General features: G+C 48.4%; 20 protein-coding genes and 1 tRNA gene. 11 read left to right on the top strand and 10 right to left on the bottom strand.

The annotated features are described in order from the left end of the window. Nucleotides 1-21: 21 nt before the first annotated feature. The 4 genes from P2W70_RS22480 to P2W70_RS22465 form a co-directional block, all read right to left on the bottom strand. A complete protein-coding gene (locus tag P2W70_RS22480; RefSeq protein ID WP_276483779.1) occupies nucleotides 22-960 on the bottom strand; it encodes a magnesium transporter CorA family protein in 939 nt (312 codons plus the stop codon). 146 nt (nucleotides 961-1,106) lie between these two features. Then, nucleotides 1,107-1,655 (bottom strand): DinB family protein, encoded by a 549-nt coding sequence (locus P2W70_RS22475; RefSeq protein ID WP_276483778.1) that lies wholly within the window; start codon nucleotides 1,653-1,655, stop codon nucleotides 1,107-1,109. Continuing rightward, nucleotides 1,655-2,437 (bottom strand): diaminopimelate epimerase, encoded by a 783-nt coding sequence (dapF, locus tag P2W70_RS22470; RefSeq protein ID WP_276483777.1) that lies wholly within the window; start codon nucleotides 2,435-2,437, stop codon nucleotides 1,655-1,657. Before dapF ends, P2W70_RS22475 begins: the two co-directional genes overlap by 1 nt. A 65-nt stretch (nucleotides 2,438-2,502) precedes the next feature. Then, the gene (locus P2W70_RS22465) at nucleotides 2,503-3,381 is read right to left on the bottom strand and encodes a nucleoside phosphorylase (RefSeq protein ID WP_276483776.1); all 879 of its coding nucleotides are present in this window, start codon (nucleotides 3,379-3,381) and stop codon (nucleotides 2,503-2,505) included. A 93-nt stretch (nucleotides 3,382-3,474) separates the two neighbouring features. Between P2W70_RS22465 and P2W70_RS22460 the strand changes: the two genes are divergently transcribed. Further along, nucleotides 3,475-3,545: transfer RNA gene (locus P2W70_RS22460), tRNA-Cys, on the top strand. A gap of 41 nt (nucleotides 3,546-3,586) precedes the next feature. On the opposite strand, the gene P2W70_RS22455 is transcribed toward P2W70_RS22460, so the two are convergent. From P2W70_RS22455 to P2W70_RS22445, 3 genes are read right to left on the bottom strand one after another with little or no spacing between them, the layout of a single operon-like run. Further along, nucleotides 3,587-4,246, bottom strand: coding sequence for an SEC-C domain-containing protein (locus P2W70_RS22455; RefSeq protein ID WP_276483775.1), 660 nt, complete (start codon nucleotides 4,244-4,246; stop codon nucleotides 3,587-3,589). Further along, nucleotides 4,239-5,297, bottom strand: a complete 1,059-nt coding sequence (locus P2W70_RS22450; protein WP_276483774.1) for a cyclic GMP-AMP synthase DncV-like nucleotidyltransferase — start codon at nucleotides 5,295-5,297, stop codon at nucleotides 4,239-4,241. Before P2W70_RS22450 ends, P2W70_RS22455 begins: the two co-directional genes overlap by 8 nt. Before the next feature lie 4 nt (nucleotides 5,298-5,301). Then, nucleotides 5,302-6,315, bottom strand: coding sequence for a CBASS cGAMP-activated phospholipase (locus P2W70_RS22445; protein ID WP_276483773.1), 1,014 nt, complete (start codon nucleotides 6,313-6,315; stop codon nucleotides 5,302-5,304). Nucleotides 6,316-6,409: 94 nt separating this feature from the next. Between P2W70_RS22445 and P2W70_RS22440 the strand changes: the two genes are divergently transcribed. From P2W70_RS22440 to P2W70_RS22430, 3 genes are read left to right on the top strand one after another with little or no spacing between them, the layout of a single operon-like run. Beyond that, nucleotides 6,410-7,060, top strand: a complete 651-nt coding sequence (locus P2W70_RS22440; protein ID WP_276483772.1) for a hypothetical protein — start codon at nucleotides 6,410-6,412, stop codon at nucleotides 7,058-7,060. Beyond that, nucleotides 7,041-7,460: a hypothetical protein gene (locus tag P2W70_RS22435; RefSeq protein ID WP_276483771.1), complete on the top strand. Its 420-nt coding sequence runs from the start codon at nucleotides 7,041-7,043 to the stop codon at nucleotides 7,458-7,460. Before P2W70_RS22440 ends, P2W70_RS22435 begins: the two co-directional genes overlap by 20 nt. Beyond that, nucleotides 7,441-8,205: an ImmA/IrrE family metallo-endopeptidase gene (locus tag P2W70_RS22430; protein WP_276483770.1), complete on the top strand. Its 765-nt coding sequence runs from the start codon at nucleotides 7,441-7,443 to the stop codon at nucleotides 8,203-8,205. Before P2W70_RS22435 ends, P2W70_RS22430 begins: the two co-directional genes overlap by 20 nt. Before the next feature lie 207 nt (nucleotides 8,206-8,412). On the opposite strand, the gene P2W70_RS22425 is transcribed toward P2W70_RS22430, so the two are convergent. Further along, the gene (locus P2W70_RS22425) at nucleotides 8,413-8,733 is read right to left on the bottom strand and encodes a LytR/AlgR family response regulator transcription factor (RefSeq protein ID WP_276483769.1); all 321 of its coding nucleotides are present in this window, start codon (nucleotides 8,731-8,733) and stop codon (nucleotides 8,413-8,415) included. A 484-nt stretch (nucleotides 8,734-9,217) separates the two neighbouring features. Between P2W70_RS22425 and P2W70_RS22420 the strand changes: the two genes are divergently transcribed. The 4 genes from P2W70_RS22420 to P2W70_RS22405 all read left to right on the top strand — a co-directional run bounded on the left by P2W70_RS22420 (nucleotide 9,218) and on the right by P2W70_RS22405 (nucleotide 12,270). After that, nucleotides 9,218-9,784, top strand: a complete 567-nt coding sequence (locus P2W70_RS22420; RefSeq protein WP_276483768.1) for a hypothetical protein — start codon at nucleotides 9,218-9,220, stop codon at nucleotides 9,782-9,784. A gap of 73 nt (nucleotides 9,785-9,857) precedes the next feature. Continuing rightward, nucleotides 9,858-10,496, top strand: a complete 639-nt coding sequence (locus tag P2W70_RS22415) for a hypothetical protein (protein WP_276483767.1) — start codon at nucleotides 9,858-9,860, stop codon at nucleotides 10,494-10,496. A gap of 201 nt (nucleotides 10,497-10,697) precedes the next feature. Then, nucleotides 10,698-11,279, top strand: coding sequence for a Crp/Fnr family transcriptional regulator (locus P2W70_RS22410; protein ID WP_276483766.1), 582 nt, complete (start codon nucleotides 10,698-10,700; stop codon nucleotides 11,277-11,279). A gap of 133 nt (nucleotides 11,280-11,412) precedes the next feature. Further along, nucleotides 11,413-12,270 carry an SDR family oxidoreductase gene (locus P2W70_RS22405; protein WP_276483765.1) on the top strand — a complete coding sequence of 286 codons (858 nt, stop codon included), beginning with the start codon at nucleotides 11,413-11,415 and terminating at the stop codon, nucleotides 12,268-12,270. Between the two features lie 225 nt (nucleotides 12,271-12,495). Here P2W70_RS22405 and P2W70_RS22400 read toward each other — a convergent pair whose 3' ends face one another. Both P2W70_RS22400 and P2W70_RS22395 read right to left on the bottom strand, forming a co-directional pair. Continuing rightward, a complete protein-coding gene (locus P2W70_RS22400; protein WP_276483764.1) occupies nucleotides 12,496-12,681 on the bottom strand; it encodes a hypothetical protein in 186 nt (61 codons plus the stop codon). A gap of 129 nt (nucleotides 12,682-12,810) precedes the next feature. Then, complete coding sequence (locus P2W70_RS22395) at nucleotides 12,811-13,353, bottom strand: RNA polymerase sigma-70 factor (RefSeq protein ID WP_276485385.1); 543 nt, start codon at nucleotides 13,351-13,353, stop codon at nucleotides 12,811-12,813. Between the two features lie 200 nt (nucleotides 13,354-13,553). Between P2W70_RS22395 and P2W70_RS22390 the strand changes: the two genes are divergently transcribed. From P2W70_RS22390 to P2W70_RS22380, 3 genes are all read left to right on the top strand, one after another. Beyond that, nucleotides 13,554-14,771 (top strand): FecR family protein, encoded by a 1,218-nt coding sequence (locus P2W70_RS22390; RefSeq protein WP_276483763.1) that lies wholly within the window; start codon nucleotides 13,554-13,556, stop codon nucleotides 14,769-14,771. A 193-nt stretch (nucleotides 14,772-14,964) separates the two neighbouring features. Further along, on the top strand, nucleotides 14,965-18,264 hold the full coding sequence (locus P2W70_RS22385) for a TonB-dependent receptor (protein ID WP_276483762.1): 3,300 nt from the start codon (nucleotides 14,965-14,967) through the stop codon (nucleotides 18,262-18,264). Nucleotides 18,265-18,288: 24 nt separating this feature from the next. Further along, nucleotides 18,289-20,079 (top strand): RagB/SusD family nutrient uptake outer membrane protein, encoded by a 1,791-nt coding sequence (locus tag P2W70_RS22380; protein WP_276483761.1) that lies wholly within the window; start codon nucleotides 18,289-18,291, stop codon nucleotides 20,077-20,079. Nucleotides 20,080-20,093: the final 14 nt, after the last annotated feature.

The raw sequence follows: 20,093 nt of genomic DNA, 5'->3' as shown, positions 1-20,093 counted from the left end.
AATGCTATTGGCTAAACTGCACTAGAAGATCTTCCGCTTCAGGAAGAACCAACCGATCACCAGGGAGATGATGAGGGAGAGGAATACCGGTATGTAAAACGCGTACGGTGAATCCTTGTAGGGGATGGGCACGTTCATGCCGTAGATACTGGCCACCAGTACGGGGAACGATAATACGATCGTGATCACCGACAGGCGGCGCAACACTTCGTTCTGGTTATTGGCGATGATACTGGCAAAGGCATCCAAAGTACTACTCAGGATGTTGGTATAGATATTGGCCATTTCTAGGGCCTGTGAGTTGTCTACGATCAAATCGGCGAGAAACTCTTTCTCGTCTTCGTTGAGGCCCAGGAAATTGGTGCGCTCGATCTTCATCAACAGCATTTCGTTGGAGCGCAGGGCCGTCACGAAATACACCAGGCTTTTCTGGATACGCATCAGTTGCAGCAATTCCTCATTCCGGTTGGCGGCATACAGGCGTTGCTCTACCAGGTTGCGGCGATGGTTAATTTCCTTCAATGACTGCATATAGGTCTGAATGATCTTTTCAAAGATTTTCAGGGCCATCATCTTCCGGTTGTCGGGGTGACGGTTCTGGAAGGTATGCAGGAATTTCTTGATGGCTTCGTTGTCGAAGGAGTTGACCGTCACGATCTGGTTGTGCGTGAGGATGATCACGATGGGGATGGTGATGTACTGGGCGTCGCTTTCGTTGAACGAGTTGTTCTCCGTAGGCGTTTTGATGACCACCAGCTTCACGTTGTCATCTTCCTCAAAACGGCTTCTTTCGTCGATATCGAGTGAGTCGGTCAAGAAGTCGAGGGGGAGGTCCAGCTGATCGGCCAGTTCGGAGAACTCTTCCTGCTTCAGCGGGGGCAATACATTGACCCAGGAGCCATTTTCGGGTTTGTCGATGGCGACCGTCTGGTGGTTGATATTTTTGAAGTACTGGATCATTTTGCCGGCGCAAAGGTAGGGGGAAATGTAGTTCCGAATTGCGAATTCGGGTTGTTGAAAACATTAATTGTGCTTGCTTTGGAGCCTTTTACCCAGATGCCGGAATACGGCGGGGAGGGCAGGTGTTAAAAGCAAAACCAGGGTGCTTAGACCCTGGCTTTCACGCTATTAAGATGGTGATCGGTATTGTAGATGGTAAAATAGCACAGTTCCCGCAGGGTGATCTTACCCAGGAGGGGGTGTTTTACCACATAATGATCGAGTTGGGATTCCTTTTTCCAGTTCTTACCCAGTGCCTGCAGGTAGATGGTGGTGAACTGACGCCATTGCTTCACCAGCTCCTCCTTATTGGAATTGGGCTTGAAATGCTTGGGGACATAGCGACCGGTGGCGGTGCCGCCGGCAGCCAATACGGCCTTGTAATTGGCGATCAGGTCGGGCAGGGATTGCGATACCCGGCCGGGTTTGCCGCCAAACAGGCGAACGAGAAAACGGGGCAGGGCATAGGCGGCGGTGGCTGTTTTGATACAGATGATCAGGTGCTGCATGTGTTGTGCAACCGACCAGTCTCCACGTGTTTCATCGAAAAATACTTCGGCGGGTAATTCTTTGCAAAAAGCAGTAAACCGTTGGAAAGCTTTTTCCGAATCGCGCAGTATCTCTTCTATGGTCAGGGTTTCCGGATAATTCGTCATTATAGCTCGATCCCTCCTTCAAATACTTTTTCTGCGGGACCGCAAAGCCATACATTGTTGTACGTATCATCGGCGATCCGGTCGTATTCAACCGACAGTTTGCCGCCGCGCGTCAGTACCGTGACGTCGTTGAAACCACGTTCGTTGTGGTAGCAGACGAGGGCGCTGGCCGTTACACCGGTGCCACAGGAGAGGGTTTCGTCTTCCACGCCACGTTCGTAGGTGCGTACAATGATCTCGTCTTCGCGTTTCTGCTCGACGAAATTGACGTTGATGCCTTCTTTGGCGAAAGTATTGTTGTAGCGGATGTCCATTCCTTTCTTATATACATCGAACGACATCACATCGGGAACCATTTTAACGTAATGGGGGCTGCCAGTATCGAGGATGAAATCGCCGTGCGATTCTTTGATGGCATTTACGTCTTTCATTTTCAGGCTTACGGTGCCATCGTCGTCGATCTCGGCTTCGTGGTCACCATCAACGGCGATGAAATGGTAGGCGTTGCGTTTGATACCCTGGTGGTAGGCAAATTTTACGAGGCAACGGCCGCCATTGCCGCACATGGTGCTTTCGCGGCCATCGGCATTGTAATATTTCATTTCAAAATCGTAACCTGCTTTCGTATTGAGCAGCATGAGGCCGTCGGCACCGATGCCAAAGCGGCGATCACATAAGAAGCGGATCTGCTCGGTATTGAGCTCGTTGTAGGCTCCGTCCCGGTTATCAAGGATGACAAAGTCGTTGCCGGTTCCCTGATATTTGTAAAATTTCAGTTTCATCAATATATTTCCTCTACGGTTTTGCAATTAATCAGAGTCCAAAATTACTAACAATCAGCCAACTATCATAACGCGGCCACCACTTCCAGTGTTTTGGTAATGAGGCCCTGAACGGCCAGACTGCCATCTTTTGAGAATTCTTTAACGACCCGGTTGGCTACAATGGCGCTGAGCGAGAGGCAGTGGTGCCCCAGGAGGCGGCCCAGGCCATAGATGCCGGAGGTTTCCATCTCAAAATTGGTGATGCGGTGAACGCCGTAGCTAAATTCGGTCAATAGGTCGATTAGATTGGGATTGCTGAGGCCAAGGCGGAGTACACGGCCCTGGGGACCGTAAAATCCGGGGCAGGTGACAGTTATGCCCGCATGAAAGCCATCGCCCGCAAAATGCTTCATGAGGTGGCCGCTGCAGGAAGCTATATAAGGCTGCGAGATGCGGCTGTGGAGCTGGGTTTGGGTGATAAAGGCCTGGAGCAGCTGTTTTTCGGCGTCGTTTTCCTCGTGGCGGTAGAAGTTGAGGAGGTTGTCGATACCGAGGCCGTAGGTGGAAACCACGTAGCTGTCGACCGGAATATCAGCTTGCAGGGCCCCGGAGGTGCCCACGCGTATAATATTTAAGGTAGTGTGTTCGGGTTTGATGGTGCGGGTGTCGAAGTCGATGTTGACGAGGGCGTCGAGTTCGTTGAGGACGATGTCGATATTGTCGGGCCCGATGCCGGTGGAGACGACGGACACCCGGTTGTTCCCAACAAACCCAGTGTGGGTAACGAATTCGCGGTGCTGGCGCTGGAATTCGATGCGGTCAAAATGCTTGCTGACCTGGGCTACGCGGTCGGGATCGCCGACGGTGATAATGGTGCCGGCAAGCTCTTCTGGACGTACATCGAGGTGGTAGATAGCCCCCCGATGATTGATAATCAGTTCCGATTCCGGGATACGTTGCATAAAAAGTTGTTAGGATACTTGTCAAATATCCAACAAATATCCTACTTTTGCACACCCCATTCGAACCGATGGTAAGGATGTGGGAAAATAGAGGGTCCTGTGGCCGAGCGGCTAGGCAGAGCTCTGCAAAAGCTCCTACACCAGTTCAAATCTGGTCGGGACCTCCCGGAAGGGATCACTGAAAGGTGATCCCTTTTTTTATATTTTAAAGGCCATAACGTTTTGCTATAAGTATGGCATGCTGAAGTAAGTGTTCTTTATCCAACTCCTTTAACTGTTCGTATGCAATTCTGTGACAGTGACGGTATTTTAAACTACTACCGCAGAAACATAGACTAGTCCGCAATGGGCGATTGTGTTCCGCGATAAAAATGATCAGTCTTACGGTAGTATAAACATCATCTCCTGTCTGGAGAAGATCGCTGTAATACTCCATCAATCCCCTAATTCCATGCGAATATTCCCCGTTGACATAATATCCTTCGACCCGCCGATGCGTTTGATTGAACAGGTAGGGCATGACCTGCTCACTAATGTAGGTGCATAGATTGATTCCTTTTTTGCAGCGAATGATCTCTTCAGGAGGTACGGTAATGCAACAGGTGAACGTGTCTTCATTAATATGCCAATCACCAATACGGGGAATCTTTCCGCCGGTTTCGTAAAGATCCGGGAACCGGTTGGGAAACAAGTCTGTAGCATGAATTTCCACCTCATACTCATCCCATTGTTGCCCGTCCCGGTCAATAACTGACAAACGACCAGCTAAAATAGTCCGCTCATTCACCTCTTTTTTTTGCAGGGTGGGGTAGCGCTTAATGGCTTCGTCTAACTGCTCCAGAAAACACAAATATCCTTTACTCATTTATGCGGCTATAAGGTTTGGATGTTCCTGCTCCCGCAGCAAGGCTGGTTGTTGCCTTGACATAAGGTGCAACATTAAGCTGTTGCTTTTCCTGGCATTTAAAGCGTTTGCCAAGGCTTTTCCTCCAGTGTTCACAAGCAATAGTGTGATCTTCTTCTGTCAGTGCTTTTTTAGCGTTATCGATAAAATATTGAAGGTAACGCATGAATGCCTCTTTGTTGTTATAGCTAGCCAGTAGGTCTTCTCCCTGCGGAGATGTAGGGCGCAGGCATTTGAAGTCTTTGCGCAAGGCACTCTCTATCAAAACAAGGGTCTCTTTCAACGAAATATCATCCCTGTCATGCGGATAATAATTGTTTGCAACCAGGATCGTCATAACCAGCCCGCAGGGCATCTCCTCCCTTCTTAAGTCACCCCAAGCTTTAAGGTATCGTACTATTCGTCTGATCTGGACGTCATTTTTACGCACATCACCCAGCCATCTTTCGTACTCCGAAAAAAGCTTTGCCTCATAAAGAAACCCCTTCTTGAATCCCGACTGGGCCTTTTCTTCAAACCAGGCAATAAATTCAATCGGATTGCTCAGTATCCAGCCTTTGGATTTTACTGCGAGATCCGGGCATTCCTTATTGCCAGCATAATAGATAGGGAGGTCAATATGAAACCCCTTCTTTTCTATTACGCGTACGCAGGTGTCCTTGTCGATCACCTCTTTGGAAGAATCGTAGTTGCCAATTGCATCAATGATTGCCTTATGGAAAACTGTTGGCGCAGGTCTTTGGCTGGCAGGCAATTTACCTATAAAGTATACACCGTCGTCCAGGTCATAGTCGTCGTTTTCAGGTGCAATAATGGTGTCCATCTCAAAAGACCCCTGACTTTGGAATTCAAGCTCTTCGTATGGTTTTTGAGCGGTATTCTGATGTAGTTTGTGGCGGCTGCTGATGCGTGCTCGGAGTTCGTTACGTGAGCGAATCAGTTCATCCCTTTTCTCATCTGATAGTCGTATAACCTGATTATACTGTTTGAAGGTCTCGTGTAAGTGTGCCATAGTCTTATATATTATATAGTTTTTTGTTATTGAAAAATGCGGCAATCGTTGGGTCTTTTTTGGCCATGGTACCCCTATCATTACCCTTTCCCCTGATGAACCGTATGGCCTTGGTTCGGGCACAATCCAATTTTACAAGATGTTGTTGCTCTGCAGATACCAGTTCCGATGGAATACGCACGTATTTGAACTTGATGTCGTTCATTTCGCATAACTTCTGAAGGAAGTAGTCCGTAAAGACGCTCTGCCCATTAAGGGAAGTGTCGAATAGGTCGGCGCCCCAGCGTATAAATGACCGGTGTCTGGAAAGCCCTACTGATTTACCGCCGGTATTGCTGAGGCTGCTAACGGACAGCACCTCTACGGCATTGAATGGCTTGTCTTTACCGACGAAATAGGTTAAGGCTTCAATAATCCCCACAAGAGTGGGGTTGTTGGCCCAGACACCACCATCAATGAACTGTTTATGGTCGTATCTTGGAATCTCACATAGTGGGAAAAACGTAGGTGCTGCCGAGGTGGCTAATGCAACGTCGACCAGGAGAGTGCCATTATCACGATCCAGAAGGCCGTGGTCACGTTTGAACACCCAAGGGCGCGCATCCGTGACCGAATAGGATGGAATGCAGATCAGGTTCTTTAAATCGCCGACCTTCTTTTCCTGGAAAAAGGCTTCCAGAATCTTCTTTAACGGCCTGTCGGAGTACTTGCCGCCCCATAATGCCTGGCAGATTCGACGTCCAAAGGGTACGATGCTACGTGGAAATATCTTCCTCCCTTCATCGGCGTAGAGCGTACTGATCTCTGTTGCCGGTTTTCCAAGGGCAAGTCCCAGAGCGATCAACCCGCCGGTGGAGGTGCCGCAGATCATATCGAAGTATTCTCCACAGGGGCCAAACCGTTGCTCCAGGTGCTCCAGCACTGTAGCTGAATAGAGCCCTTTTATCCCGCCACCATCTATACACAAGATCTTGAACGGTCTGTAATCTTCTTTTGTTAATAATTTTATCATTTTCATTATATTAGTTACCAGGAGCTTTTGTCCGTTATTATTACCTAACCGTCGTCAACTGAAATTACCCGAAAGGGAAAAAGAAAATTTTTCGGTTATAATGGATATAGAAACTGGAGAATACTTTGAAAGGAACCATCAAAAGCTGGATGGTTTACAAAATGTAGAGGCTGCCTGGGCAGCCGCTATAGAGAAATGCCGGAGGGAGGTGTGTATCCGTCTGGCTAAACGAACCCATTTTGGGGCTCACTCCGCCACAAGGTTGGGTGCGGAAGCTATTGATTACTATGTCGGATATGCCATTGAAGCCGTGCTCAACGGATCCTGGCAGTGGAAGGACGGACACACGCTTTCACAGCAGCTTTGCCGGATCGCTGGCAGTGTAATTGATACAGAGGTTAATAAGTTTAGGGTTGAGCAGAAGAATGGTGAGCCAGAGGTGGTTTATGGGGGCGTTTTTGACGATCTGGAAACATACTTTTACCAGCAGGAAGAATTGCCGGAGGGGGGGAGTGATATGGACCAACTGATCCTTGATCAGAAAATCCAGGCGATAGAAGCCATAATTCAAAGGGACACTGAATGTGTACTGTTCTGGGATTGTATCAAAGAAGGCATGAAACCGGCGGAAATTGCTGCTATAATGGAAAAGACGCCTAAGCAAGTTTATAAACTACGCGAAGTTTTTATCAGGAAAATTCAGTCTTCTCCTTATTTTGAATCGGATTACTATGCAAAAGTCAAACGCTGAGATATTAAACCATCTGTACGGCCTGTTGCTGGACATGAATTTTCATGAGCCTGATGAAGATATTTGGGAAGGGGATAGTTATGAACAAGATCCATTCATTACAAAGCATTTACGGCAAATAAAGCTTCGGACTGCAAAATTAAAAGCAGTGCGGCAAAAGTCGCTATATAGTAACCTGGTTGCGGAGGTAAAACGTCTAAAGGAATTCGGTTTTGATAAATTAAAACAAATGCTTTCTCAGCGGGAGATGCAGCAATTACAACCGTTATTTAACCGATTTGAACAACTTACCGAAAAAGATAAAGGTTCCATAGCCGAAGATCAAGAGCTGCTGCATTTGTTTAGTATATTAAAAGATAAGCTTAGTAACTCCCAATCCGATGAGTCGTCCAAGCCGTGAAGCACAACTGCTATTAGATGAATTGGGATGGTCCACTCCGGGTGACCTTACTATCGAAGAAATGGCCTATGCATGTGGGCTAATGGTACAGCGTAAGGATATGGAAGGTAGTGATGGGCATATTCTTATGAATGGAAATATGGGTATTGTTAATGTTAAAGCGGCGATAAATTACCAACCGAAGATTAATTACGTGATTGCCCATGAAATAGGGCATGCGCGGCTCCATAAGCACCTTTCTTTTTTTACTGACAACAAGCTTACCCTGAATGAATGGTATGCCAAGGGAACACATGAAAAAGAAGCGAATGAGTTTGCAGCCGAATTGCTGATGCCTGAGACGTTGTTTAAAAAGAAAGTCAGTAAAGAGAAGCTTAGTGTAAAGTTGATCGAAAATGTAGCTGCATATTTCGGTACTTCTAAGACTGCCACTTTTTTACGATACCGGGAACATGGGGAATATCCGGTTATGGTTGTCTTTATCGAAAACGGCGTAATTAAATGGAAACAACACTCAAATGACTTTCCTTATAAATGGTTACCTACAGGTACTCCATTACCATCATACACAGTAGCCGGTGATCATCATTATAGAGGGGTTATAGAGCCGACTCCGGAAAAAGTACACGCCATTGAGTGGTTCCCTGAAGATTACACGGCACAACGAGAACCAAACCGTAAACTTTGGGAACAATGTTTTCCTGTAGGTGAAAAAAGCTTGGTAACATGTATATGGACTGCATGACGGGAAAAAAGTATGTTATTTATTTTTAGTTTTATGTATTTAGCTGATGAAGGTTTTCGACTATATATCATATGGTACTACAAAACTGACAACTCTATACAGAATTGCATATGCAAGCCGGTTCGAGAAAACAAGCCAAGAAGGAATCAAATTAATGCCACACGGCTCATCACGGAGCATAAATAGTTAATCCGATTGATACCCGCCTCACTCAATAATATTCAACTGCTCGAACACAGACTTGTAATAGCGCTTCGCGATGGGGATTGGGTGTTCACCAATGGTTAAACAGTCCTTTTCGATGTTATTGATGTAAAATATCGATACAGCACAAGAGCGGTGTGTTCTGATGAACATATCTGGCGGAAGTTTTTTCAATGCGGCTGTGAGTGTTGTTCGCACCATACAATGCGTTTGATCGGAAAGAAAGATTTTGGTATAGTTTCCTTCGGTAACCAAGGCCATGACCTCTTCGGGGTCAATTCTGCGGAGCTTTTTTTTAAGCCAGACAAAAAACGGTTTTTGCATGCTATTGGACAATCGTTGATGGATTTAATATGTATTCAATATATGTATTGTTTTGAATATATCCGAAAAAAATCGCCTCTTTCTACAGAGTAGGACCTCTGTTCCTCCTCATTGCCTTCTCGGGACCCGAGGGGCTACAGAGGTGGAATCGAGGAGGAACAGAGAAGAAGGCGTGTAAAACCTCCCGTTCATCACACCACATACCGGCAACCATCACAGGATTTTAGTATCTCCATCCCCGAAAAAATATAAATCCGGGTAAAACTGCCCGTTCATCCCAACTATCGTCGAAGGTCATCACAAGATCGGTCGAAGGCCACCCCATTTTCAAGCGGATGGGGTTTGTGCCGCTGTACTTTTGTGTCATCAGTAGCGGCAGGAGGGGTTTGGCCCAGGGCTAACGGGAGGGCTAACCTGTTAACCTTCTCCTCCGGCAGCTACCGGTACCCAATTATTTCTATTAACACTTAAAAATCAATTTTCAATGGCACAAGTTAACAGTATCGTTTCAGGGAAATTCAGCGGACAACTCGGTAAAGAGATCGTCTTTCGCGATTGGGCTGGCAAGACAGTCGTCGCCAAGTCGCCTAAAAGCAGGAAGGGCGCTCCAAGTGCTGAGCAAGCTGAGATACAGGAAAGGTTCCTATATGCATCGAAGTTCGCAAAAGCTGTTGTCAATAATGACGACAAGGGCATGGCTGAGGCCTATACAGCAGTATTGCGCCCCCGTCAGAATGTTTACGCCAGGGCTGTACAGGACTTTATGTCTTCCCCCGTGGTAAGCAAGGTCGACGTGCGCAATTACACAGGGGCGATCGGCAATACGCTTAAGGTCCGCGCGATCGATGATTTCCGGGTGGTCAGTGTGCGGGTAGAGATCTATGCTGCCGCCGGTACACTGATTGAGGCCGGAAATTCTACCCTTGATTCCAATGGCATCGATTGGATCTATACCGCAACGAAGGTCAATAGTCAACTTCCTGATAGCAGGATCGTGGCTATTGCCACCGATGTGCCCGGCAACGAGGGTGCGATGGAAGTGTCCATCTAATCTTGCAAAACAGGCAGGTGCCCCGAAACAATCGGGCACCTGCCATTTTATGATCCGCTTAAATATTTATACCATGAGTAAGTTAGCCAAGCGTCATTTCTGGGATTGGTTCCAACGCCATCAGCACGAATACCGGGAATTGCTGAAGCAACCTAAGAAAGAAGTAATGTACCGACTGCGGGAGTTGGACGCCCACTTGCGGGCGTATTACAAATTCCTGGGGTATAGCTTATCAAGCCCTAATCAGGGCATGGCCAAGCTGACAATTACCGTCTATGGCAAAGCAAAATATTTTAAACAAGTGGAGGCCTTCGTGGCTACGGCGCCGGTCATACCGGGTTGGAGCATCCAGGCGCTCGAAGATGCGATGCCTGCCGATTTTTTGCTTGACAAGCAAATCGGGCAACTTGGGATCGATCCCCTCGAGTGCAGCTTTTCTTTTAAGGATGGTGACCAGGAAATAATAGTAGTATATCACCCGTTGTGTACAGATAACAACAGCGCTGCCTTTCTGCAACTGGCTTTTGCTGCGGTCTACAACCTGTTGGGGGAGCGTAGCTATGGCCTTCAAATAGATACGGTAGAAGTTGATAATCTTTCCTGTGCAGACCTATCGAGTCTGCATCCGTTAGAAGAACTTCCCTTGCATATCATTAGCCACTCATCTTGCATGGCAGTGGATGGCAGTGGGCTATTGATGAATAGAGATTGAGGTTTTATGTTGATCTTTTTCAAGGAGCGTCCTCGGATGGAGGACGCCCTTTTTGTGCGAGAGGGTGAGCATAAAATAAATGCTGGACAATCATATGCGCATAGGAGATATTATATACTGGTGCCGGTTGCAGGCGGTGTTGTAGTAGATTTGGCGTCGTGTTCATGCTTCCTTATACCTGTTTTTGCTATTTTTGACCCCATGTATGACGTTTTTCAGCAATACCTGGACGGGAAGATTTCGTTGACTAGTGAGGAGGCTTCCAGTATTCGCGAATGTGCAATCATTAAAAGGATCAGGAAGCGGCAATACCTATTGCAGGAGGGCGATGTTTGGCGATACGATGCCTTTATCGCGAAGGGATGCCTGCGCACTTATTCCATCGATGAGGCCGGCATCGAGCACATCATTGGGTTTGGTATTGAAAACTGGTGGATTGGTGACCGGGAAAGCTTGCTATCGGGCCAGCCTTCCAGGTTCAACATCGATGCGGTAGAAGACAGCGAGGTCATCCTGTTTACCCATGCCAACTTCGAGCAACTTTGCATGACCATTCCGGCTTTTGGCCAGTTGATCAACCAGATACTGCAAAGAAGTTTCATAGCCTCACAAAATCGCATCCAGGCCGCCCTTAGCTATACCGCAGAGGAAAAATACCGGGCTTTCCTGGATAAATACTTTGCGTTTGCCAACCGCTTGCCCCAAAACATGATTGCTTCTTACCTGGGCATCACGCCCGAAACACTGAGCCGCGTCCGGAAAAACGCCAGCAAGAAGTCCTGATCCCATACAAGGGGCTACTGCATTTTGTCTTGATGTATGTCAAGTAATTTCTTGCGCTACCTCAATGTGCAGGGGCAGCGGTTATCTCATTTTTGTGCTGTCAAAATATTTAAACAGTCAAAAAAAGATAATCATGTCAAAGACGATTTTTATTACCGGTACAAGTACAGGATTCGGAAAACTGACCGCTATTACGCTGGCAGCGGCAGGTCATTCAGTCATCGCGGGGATGCGCAACACCACTACTAAGAATGCGGCTGTGGCCCGGGAACTGGGCGAGCTGCCCAATATAGAGGTGGTTGATATCGATATCAGCAGTGATGCTTCAGTACAAGCGGCTTTTCAGCATGTGCTTGCCAAATACGGCAAAATTGATGTGCTGGTCAATAACGCGGCCGTGAGCGGTTTTGGATTACTCGAAGGCTATTCCCTCGACCAGGTTCGTGCCATGTTTGAGACGAATTTTTATGGCGTATTGCGGACTTACCAGGCTGTACTGCCTTCCATGCGGGCCGAAAAGAACGGGTTGATCATCAACATCACAACAGGCGCCAGCGGACATACACTACCTTTTATGATTCCTTATATGGCTTCTAAACTGGCCGTAGAGAGTATTACCGAAGGCATGCAGGATGAGCTGGCAGGCTTTGGTATTGAGAATGTCAGTATACAACCGGGTGTGTATCCCACAGAAATGACCAATGGCTCCAAGGCAGGCTTACCGGCAGATAAACCCGAGATCGTTGCAGCCTATGGTGAAGCGGCCACGGAACAGTTCAATGCACTGGGAACAGCCTTGTTCGGCAAGATGGCCCAATTCAATATGAACCCCCAAACCATCGCCGATGGCATCCTGCAATTGGTTGACAAGAAGAAGGGCACACGTCCACTGCGTTTCCCCCTGGATGCGATCGCGCAGGGTACCGATAAAGAATTTATCGAGTCCCGTGCCGCCATCAAGGCAAAATGGTTGGCTGCCTACAGTAACTAATGCATGGCTGCAGCAGCGATCCGTTTACACCGTTTATAATCGGTTTTGACGGGAAGTGCGGCCAATTTGGTTAAATATTGAGTAAACGCCCGGAAATCGGGCGTTTTTTTTATGCTTTGTTTCAAAAAAAGACGACCGTTTATAAACGGTATGTATCGTGATGGGCGTCGGTAAATGCCGCAGCTTTGGACTATAAAACTGATTGATATGACTATAACAGCACAACTACTTCAACTGTATGCAGTCGGCATTCCGGCCCTGTTTGGCTGGTTGATTGTCTTCTATATGCCTGGATATGCCGTAAGGTCCCCGGCCACCCAGGCGGTCTAGGGTGGGGGAGAGAAAACCTATACCCATCGCCAATCTTAAAAATGCCTGCGCCAGTGCTTGCTGTCCTGAAGTATTTTTCAAGGTATCGTCCTTAGTAGTTGAAAAACTCGTTGCTGTTTGCCAGGGATGGCCCGTTGAGTTACAAATAGCTTAGGTAATTGTTTGCGAGGGTCTGACAAAACACGCAAAGTGGTAGTAGAGACAAGGAGGTTATAACAGGGTGAACAACGCTTTTTTGCTGATGTTCATGGCTACCCGAAGCAGCCGGATAGCCTTTCGCATATGTTGCTCTACCGTATTCTCGGATATGCTGAGCCTCCGGGCGATCTCTTTATTGGATAATTCTTCTTCACGCCGCAACCTGAACACCATTTGACATTGGGGAGGCAGTTTGCCAATCTCTTCCTGCAGGCGGCGTTCCATTTCCCGGGTATCTATATAAGTCTCTACATCATTGGCGGTGTCGTGTTCATGCCGGTACTGCGACATGTCCTGCAATTTCTGATGCACCAGTGCATGGCGGTAATGATCCAGCAGCCGGTTTTTCAGGATGGTATACAGGTAGGCAGGCAGACTGTTGATCTGATGCGCGGTGTCCTTGATCTTATAGAAGGTAATAAATGTACTCTGTACCAATTCTTTGGCGATCTCGCGGTCATCCGTTTTCTGCAGGGCGATGGTGAGCAAAGTCACCGCGTGCTGGTGATAGAGGCTTTCAAAAGCCTGTTCGTCTCCCTGTTGCCATAACGTGATCAGGGCCTGGTCACTATGTTGTTGAGGAATGTTGATATTGCAAGTGTTAATCGTCGCATGACAATATTAAACATTTTTTTTAATTCCAAACAAGCCTCAAGCCCGCTAACTATAACAATTTAGCAGGTAATAATACGATCGGAATTATTTTTAGGACGGAGTAACGGCGGGCGTTCCCTGGCACGTCTTATTAACGCTACGTGCTGCAACTGCTTCAAAAGCTGTTGGTTAAAACACCTCGCAACTCTATGGACCAGGATCGGCTACAATACCTGATCAACCGTCATCAATCGAACCAGGCCACCCCGGAGGAAGGGGAGGAGTTGGACAACTGGTTTCATAGCTGGAACCCGGGGTCACATTCCATGGATGCCTGGCTCCGGGAACAGGGCGGCCATGAAAATTTATCATCACTGCTGTACAATGATTTGCGTGAGCGCATGGCGCCCGCTACTCATAGGGGCATCTCGTGGATGTGGTACAGGGTAGCCGCTGCGGCCGCCGTGCTGGCGGTCATATTATTGGTGGTATTCAACAACCGGCCTGCGCCCGCCACGGGCATTACGCAAAAACAGGATACGGCCACCGGAAACACGGCAGGCAGCCTGATCAAGCCCGGCGGTGATAAAGCTATACTCGTGCTGGCCGATGGACGTGTGATCGATCTCGGCGACAGTCAAACAGGTACGATCGCCACCCAAAGCAATACCAGCGTAGAGCAGGTACAGCAGGGGAAGATTGCCTACAAAACAGGTGTCAAAGAAGAGCCACAAGCCCCCCTTACCTACAACACCCTTCGTACGCCCCGGGGCGGGATGTATAAACTGACCCTGTCGGATGGGACCGAAGTGACGCTCGACGCCAGTTCTTCCATTACCTATCCCGTTGTATTCCGGGGAGAAGCCCGGCAGGTGGAAATTACCGGACAGGTTTATTTCGATGTAATACATGATGAGCGACGACCCTTTTTTGTAAAGGCCAAAGGCCAAACCATCGTGGACCTTGGTACCGCTTTCAACATCAGTGCCTATGACGACGACAACGATCTCCGGGTAACGCTGGCGAGTGGCAAAGCTGCTATCCGCACTGCTGCCAGGTCTGTTGACCTGGTGCCCGGCCAGCAGGCCAGGGTGGTAGATGGTCAATCTTCCATTGCCATCCGGCAAGTAAACGTAGCAGATATCGTAGCCTGGAAAGAAGGCTGGTTCATGTTCCGCAATGAGCCCATTGAAGCAGTGATGAAGCAGGCCGCCCGTTGGTACGATATCGAAGTAGAGTACCAGGGCGACAAGTTCAGCAAAGAATTAGGCGGCAGTATTTCGAAGTATAAAGACATCAGCGAATTGCTGCAGAACCTGCAGATCACTGGTGGTATCAGGTACAGGATCGTGGGGAAGAAAGTGATCATCTACCAATAGCCAATTAATAGCAAGTAATAGGATCGGTTAATGACCAATGACATCGATGTCCCTGGTACCGGGTATCATTTGTTCTGGCCATAAAGCCCATCCGAGCGTTCCGATATATATGACAAACCCGTTCTTACATTTTAACAATTAACTGCTGTCAGTCGCGAAAGGCTTGTTCGCCACTGATTAAAACATTCTTGCCATGAGATTTGCACTACTGCTGTTGACTGCAGGCATGCTACTATGCTCCTCATCCTTTGCGCAAAAGATTACTTTAAACCGAGACAAGATCCCGCTCACGGAAGCGTTGGCCGCTATCCAAACACAAAGTGGCTTCAGCGTTATGTTCGACGAAGCCCTCATCCGGAAGGCCCAGCCTGTAAACGTTCATGTACGCGATGGCTCTGTAGAGGAAGCCTTGCGTCAGTGCTTCGACAACCAACCCTTTACTTATACCATCAACAACCGGACGGTGCTCATTACACCGAAACCTGCATCGACTGAAGCCGTGGCGGCGGTGGTGACAGGGAAGGTCATCAGCGGGCGCAACGAGCCCTTGCCCGGCGTTACCGTTTCCACCAAAAGCGGTACGGCGACCGTTACCTCCGACAAGGACGGGCTGTATTCCATTAAGATCACCGAAAGCAATCCCGTGCTTGTATTCTCCTATGTGGGATATACTACGCAGGAAGTAGTCGTCAACAAAAGCACCGTCATCAATATTACCCTGCGCGAACAGGCTACGGGCCTCGAAGATGTAGTGGTAGTAGGTTACGGCCAGCAAAAAAAGGTGAGCCTGATCGGCGCCATCAGTACGGTTAATGCGCAAGACCTCAAACAGCCGGTTGCCAATATGACCAACCTGCTGGCTGGTCGTGTAGCCGGTATCGTAGGAGTGCAGCGCAGTGGTCAGCCAGGTTATGACAACGCCGATATTTACATCCGGGGCATCTCCACCTTTACCAACAGCAGGCCGCTGATTTTAGTGGACGGTGTGGAGCGGGATTTTTCGAATGTCGATCCTGAAGATATTGCCAGCTTCAGTATACTGAAGGATGCCTCTGCAACTGCGGTATACGGTGTGCGTGGCGCCAATGGCGTGATCATCATTACCACGAAAAAAGGAAAGGTTGGTAAGCCCCTCATCAATATGCAATATGATCAGGGTATCACACAGTTTACCCAGTTGCCAGAGTTTGCTGACGGCGTCACCTACATGCAGATGGCAAATGAAGCCTATCACAACAGCAATCCCAACGATCCGCTTCCCAAATATACGCAGGACAGGATCGATAAGACGATCAGCGGAGTTGATCCCGACCTGTATCCCAATGTAGACTGGTTTGCCGAACTGTTCAAGAAAACAGGACAGAACCGGCGTGCCCGGGTGAATGCCAGCGGTGGGTCGGACAATGCCCAGTACTATCTGTCGCTCGGTTATTATGATGAAAATGGTTTGTACAAAACAGACGATCTGGCAAACTATAACTCGGCCATCAAATTTACCAGGTACAACTTTACCTCTAATCTTACCTTAAAAGTGACCAAGTCGACCAAGGTTGATTTTGGTGCTGCAGGCTGGATCAGCAACGGTAACTTTCCCGGTAGTTCCGTGGGCGATATCTGGGGTGCTGCCTACCTGCTGCCACCAATCCTTATTCCCAAGGTATATTCCAATGGTTTGTACTCGCAGTTGCGGACAGGCGATATCTTCAATCCTTACAACAGGCTAACACAAACGGGTTATGTAACAGAATTCAGAAGTCAGTTGTGGAGCAATATCCGGGTAACCCAGGACTTGGGCAAGATCTTGAAAGGACTGTCGGCCACAGCGATGTATTCATTCGATAACTACAATACCCATACCATCCGTCGTACGAAATCGGTGGACGGCTACCTCGCACGTGGTCGTGATTCAGCCGGCAAGTTGTTGCTGGATCAAACCTCCATCGGTACCAGCTTTCTGGGCTATGAGCGTGCAAATGGTGGGTCACGTCAATACAACCTGGAAGCTTCGGTCAACTACATCAATAAATTTGGCCTCCATGATGTAACTGGTATGTTGCTCTTTAATCAGTATGATCGATCGGACGCCTTTGCGGGTGATTTCATTGGATCTATTCCATTCCGGTTTATGGGTATAGCCGGTCGTGCTACCTATGGTTATGACGGCAAATACCTGGCAGATATTAATTTTGGTTACAACGGCTCTGAAACTTTTGCTCCCAACAAACGGTACGGTTTTTTCCCGGCCTATGGTGTTGGCTGGGTTGCTTCACAGGAAGACTTCTTCGAACCGCTCTCCGATATTGTTCAGTTCCTGAAGGTCAAATACACCTATGGAGAAGTCGGTAACAGTAATATAGGTGGCAGACGTTTTGCCTACATATCTACTGTAGGTGGTGGCAATCGTTACCTCGACGGTAACTATACCTACGGACAAAACGGCACTAACCAGACCATCAATGGATTGGATATCGGTGACTATGCTGTAAATGTGACTTGGGAAAAAGCCATCAAACAAAACCTGGGGGTGGAGCTCAAGACATGGAACAATGCACTGACATTGCAGGTGGATGTATTCCGCGAAGACCGTAAAGCGATCTTCCGTCAGCGCGGTGATGTGCCGAATTATGTGGGGGTATTGTCATTGCCTTATGCCAACCTGGGAGAAGTGCACAATCGCGGTATCGATGCCTCGATCGATCTGAACAAGCAGGTCGGTAAAGATTGGATGATCGGACTGCGTGGTAATTTCACCTGGACGAGAGCCAAAGTGATCGACGATGCCAACGCGCCCTGGCCTTATCCCTGGCAGCAAAGGATCGGCCGCAAGTTTGGCCAACGTTTTGGTTATACCGATCTGGGCCTGTTCAAGGACGACAAAGATGTAGCCAACAGCCCCTATCAAACCGGTACCAACAAAGCCGGCGACATCAAATACAAAGACATGAACGGTGATGGTAAGATTGACTCTTACGATCAGGGTCCTATTGGCTATGGCGCCTTTCCCGAGATTGTATATGGCTTCGGACCTACTATTTCCTGGAAAGGATTTTCCATCGCAGGCTGGTTCAAAGGGATCAGCAATGTTGATATCTCGCTCAATGGCGATGGCCTGCAGCCCTTTAGTCAGGGAGGAGAGCGAGGCAATCTGATGAAACAGATCACGGATCGCTGGACACCCGATAATACGAACCCGCGCCCCCTGTATCCCCGCCTTACCTATGGTAATGACAATATGAACTATGCGAACAGCACCTGGTGGGTGAAGAATGGGGCCTTCCTTCGTCTGCAGACCTTGCAGCTTTCCTATGATTTTGCCCGTTCATCTTGGCTCAAATATGTCGGTATGTCCAACCTCAGTGTATATTTTATCGGATACAACCTATGGACAAAAAGTGAGTTCGATATGTGGGATGTGGAGTTGGGAGATGGCAAAGGGGCCACCTACCCATTGACGAAGACATTCAATTTCGGCATCAAGTGCTCTTTCAAATAGAGACCTTCCAAATAACTACGCTATATGAAAAAGATAACAGGCTATAATTTACTGCTTATAGGCACCCTGGTCACGTTGGTTACGAGTGGTTGCGACAAATACCTCGAGCAGGTACCCAATGACCGTATCACCATCGAGCAGGTGTTTCAAAAGAAAGGACCTTCCGAACAATACCTGGCCAATGTGTACAATTACGTGAATGATGATTTCAGTCAGTGGGAAGGCAATCCCTGGGGAGGCAATTCGGATGAGATCGATATTACCTGGTCCAAGTACCCCACCTATGCCCTTAATATCGGCAATATCAGTGCGGGCGCAACGCTGTTTGATACCTGGGGTAACTACTACAGGGGCATTCGCTCAGCCACCTATTTCATCAACCACATCGACAACAATGCGGAGATACTGGCACTGAATGGTCAATCCCGGATCGATCAATACAAAGCAGAGGCACGGTTTCTGCGCGCCTATTTTTATTTCCTGCTGATGCGGCAGTATGGCCCGGTAGTGATCATTGGGGAAACAGAGATACCGGCCGATGCTTCTGCTGAAGCCATGCAATTGCCCCGCAGCGCATTCGATACCTGTGTGGACTATGTGGCCAGCGAATTGGATAAAGCAGCCGCAGTATTACCACGAATTCCTTCCAATAACGGTCAGGCCAGCGACATCGAATATGGGCGTGCTACCTTGGGTATGGCCCTGGCAGTAAAAGCGCGCTTACTCTTGTATGCTGCAAGCCCGCTGTATAACGGCAATACCGACTTTGCCGGCTTTATAAATAAAGATGGGAGTCAGCTGATCAACCAAAGCTACCAGGCCGGTAAATGGAAAAGGGCGGCGGATGCGGCTAAGGCCGTGATCGACCTGGGATTGTATAGCCTGTACAAAGATCCGGGCAATGACCCCATCAAATCGGTGCAGGGCGCGCTGTTACAGGCCTGGAATGCGGAGCAAATATTTAACCGCAAGAACAACAATATGCCAACCTGGGATGTGCATTGCATGCCTAGGCAAGCCGGTGGCTGGAATGGCGTAGGCGTAACGCAGGAGCAGGTAGATGCTTATTTCATGTCGGATGGAAAACCGATTGGAGAATCTGGGCTGTATACCGAAGCTGGTTTTACAACCGTGAATGGCGTTCAGGTATCCAATATGTACATGAACAGGGAACCCCGGTTCTACGCGTCGGTCACCTACAACAATAGCATGTTCCAGGGCGGTAATATGCAAAGCGCCAAAGCGATCAGCTTCTTTGCCGGTAGCCCCAATGGCAAGAATGGACATCCCACCGACTTTACGAAGACCGGTTACCTGGTCCGTAAAAATGTGGCTACGCAAACCAATGCCGGATCTGGTGGTAATGGCACCAGGTACGCACGCCCCTTGTGCCTGTTCAGGCTGGCAGAAGTGTACCTCAACTATGCCGAAGCGCTGAATGAATACGACCCGGGGAATGCAGACATTGCCAAATACCTCAACCTGATAAGGGTGCGCGCCAATGTGCCTGAATATGGATCGGCCAACCTGTCCATGCCCGCGAGCCAGGCTGATATGCGGGCGAGGATCTGGCAGGAACGCAGGGTAGAACTGGCCTTCGAAACACATCGCTGGTTCGATATCAGACGCTGGAAGATCGCGCCACAGGTAATGGGCCCCATGCACGGCATGAACATCAACAAGGATGACAACAGTTTCTACACGCGAGTGGTGGCCAGTGAACACCTGTTCCGCTTCCCAGCCTCTTATTGGTTCCCGATCAGTCAATATGATATGGACCGGTCGAAACTGGTGGTGCAAAATCCCGGATGGTAAGCTCTTTATTAACT

The sequence above is a fragment of the Paraflavitalea pollutisoli genome (assembly GCF_029360705.1).
GTDB lineage: Bacteria > Bacteroidota > Bacteroidia > Chitinophagales > Chitinophagaceae > Paraflavitalea > Paraflavitalea pollutisoli.
Note: the sequence above shows the minus strand (reverse complement) of the source record. Positions and strands in the feature narration are given on the sequence as shown.

What these genes read in the sequence shown, in the direction of transcription:
- P2W70_RS22435 (WP_276483771.1), top strand. Translation starts at nt 7,041, where the DNA reads ATGCAAAAGTCAAACGCTGAGATATTAAACCATCTGTACGGCCTGTTG.
- P2W70_RS22380 (WP_276483761.1), top strand. Translation starts at nt 18,289, where the DNA reads ATGAAAAAGATAACAGGCTATAATTTACTGCTTATAGGCACCCTGGTC.
- P2W70_RS22445 (WP_276483773.1), bottom strand. Translation starts at nt 6,315, where the DNA reads ATGAAAATGATAAAATTATTAACAAAAGAAGATTACAGACCGTTCAAG.
- P2W70_RS22385 (WP_276483762.1), top strand. Translation starts at nt 14,965, where the DNA reads ATGAGATTTGCACTACTGCTGTTGACTGCAGGCATGCTACTATGCTCC.
- P2W70_RS22465 (WP_276483776.1), bottom strand. Translation starts at nt 3,381, where the DNA reads ATGCAACGTATCCCGGAATCGGAACTGATTATCAATCATCGGGGGGCT.
- P2W70_RS22440 (WP_276483772.1), top strand. Translation starts at nt 6,410, where the DNA reads ATGGATATAGAAACTGGAGAATACTTTGAAAGGAACCATCAAAAGCTG.
- dapF (WP_276483777.1), bottom strand. Translation starts at nt 2,437, where the DNA reads ATGAAACTGAAATTTTACAAATATCAGGGAACCGGCAACGACTTTGTC.
- P2W70_RS22415 (WP_276483767.1), top strand. Translation starts at nt 9,858, where the DNA reads ATGAGTAAGTTAGCCAAGCGTCATTTCTGGGATTGGTTCCAACGCCAT.
- P2W70_RS22475 (WP_276483778.1), bottom strand. Translation starts at nt 1,655, where the DNA reads ATGACGAATTATCCGGAAACCCTGACCATAGAAGAGATACTGCGCGAT.
- P2W70_RS22480 (WP_276483779.1), bottom strand. Translation starts at nt 960, where the DNA reads ATGATCCAGTACTTCAAAAATATCAACCACCAGACGGTCGCCATCGAC.
- P2W70_RS22430 (WP_276483770.1), top strand. Translation starts at nt 7,441, where the DNA reads ATGAGTCGTCCAAGCCGTGAAGCACAACTGCTATTAGATGAATTGGGA.
- P2W70_RS22450 (WP_276483774.1), bottom strand. Translation starts at nt 5,297, where the DNA reads ATGGCACACTTACACGAGACCTTCAAACAGTATAATCAGGTTATACGA.
- P2W70_RS22405 (WP_276483765.1), top strand. Translation starts at nt 11,413, where the DNA reads ATGTCAAAGACGATTTTTATTACCGGTACAAGTACAGGATTCGGAAAA.
- P2W70_RS22420 (WP_276483768.1), top strand. Translation starts at nt 9,218, where the DNA reads ATGGCACAAGTTAACAGTATCGTTTCAGGGAAATTCAGCGGACAACTC.
- P2W70_RS22410 (WP_276483766.1), top strand. Translation starts at nt 10,698, where the DNA reads ATGTATGACGTTTTTCAGCAATACCTGGACGGGAAGATTTCGTTGACT.
- P2W70_RS22455 (WP_276483775.1), bottom strand. Translation starts at nt 4,246, where the DNA reads ATGAGTAAAGGATATTTGTGTTTTCTGGAGCAGTTAGACGAAGCCATT.
- P2W70_RS22425 (WP_276483769.1), bottom strand. Translation starts at nt 8,733, where the DNA reads ATGCAAAAACCGTTTTTTGTCTGGCTTAAAAAAAAGCTCCGCAGAATT.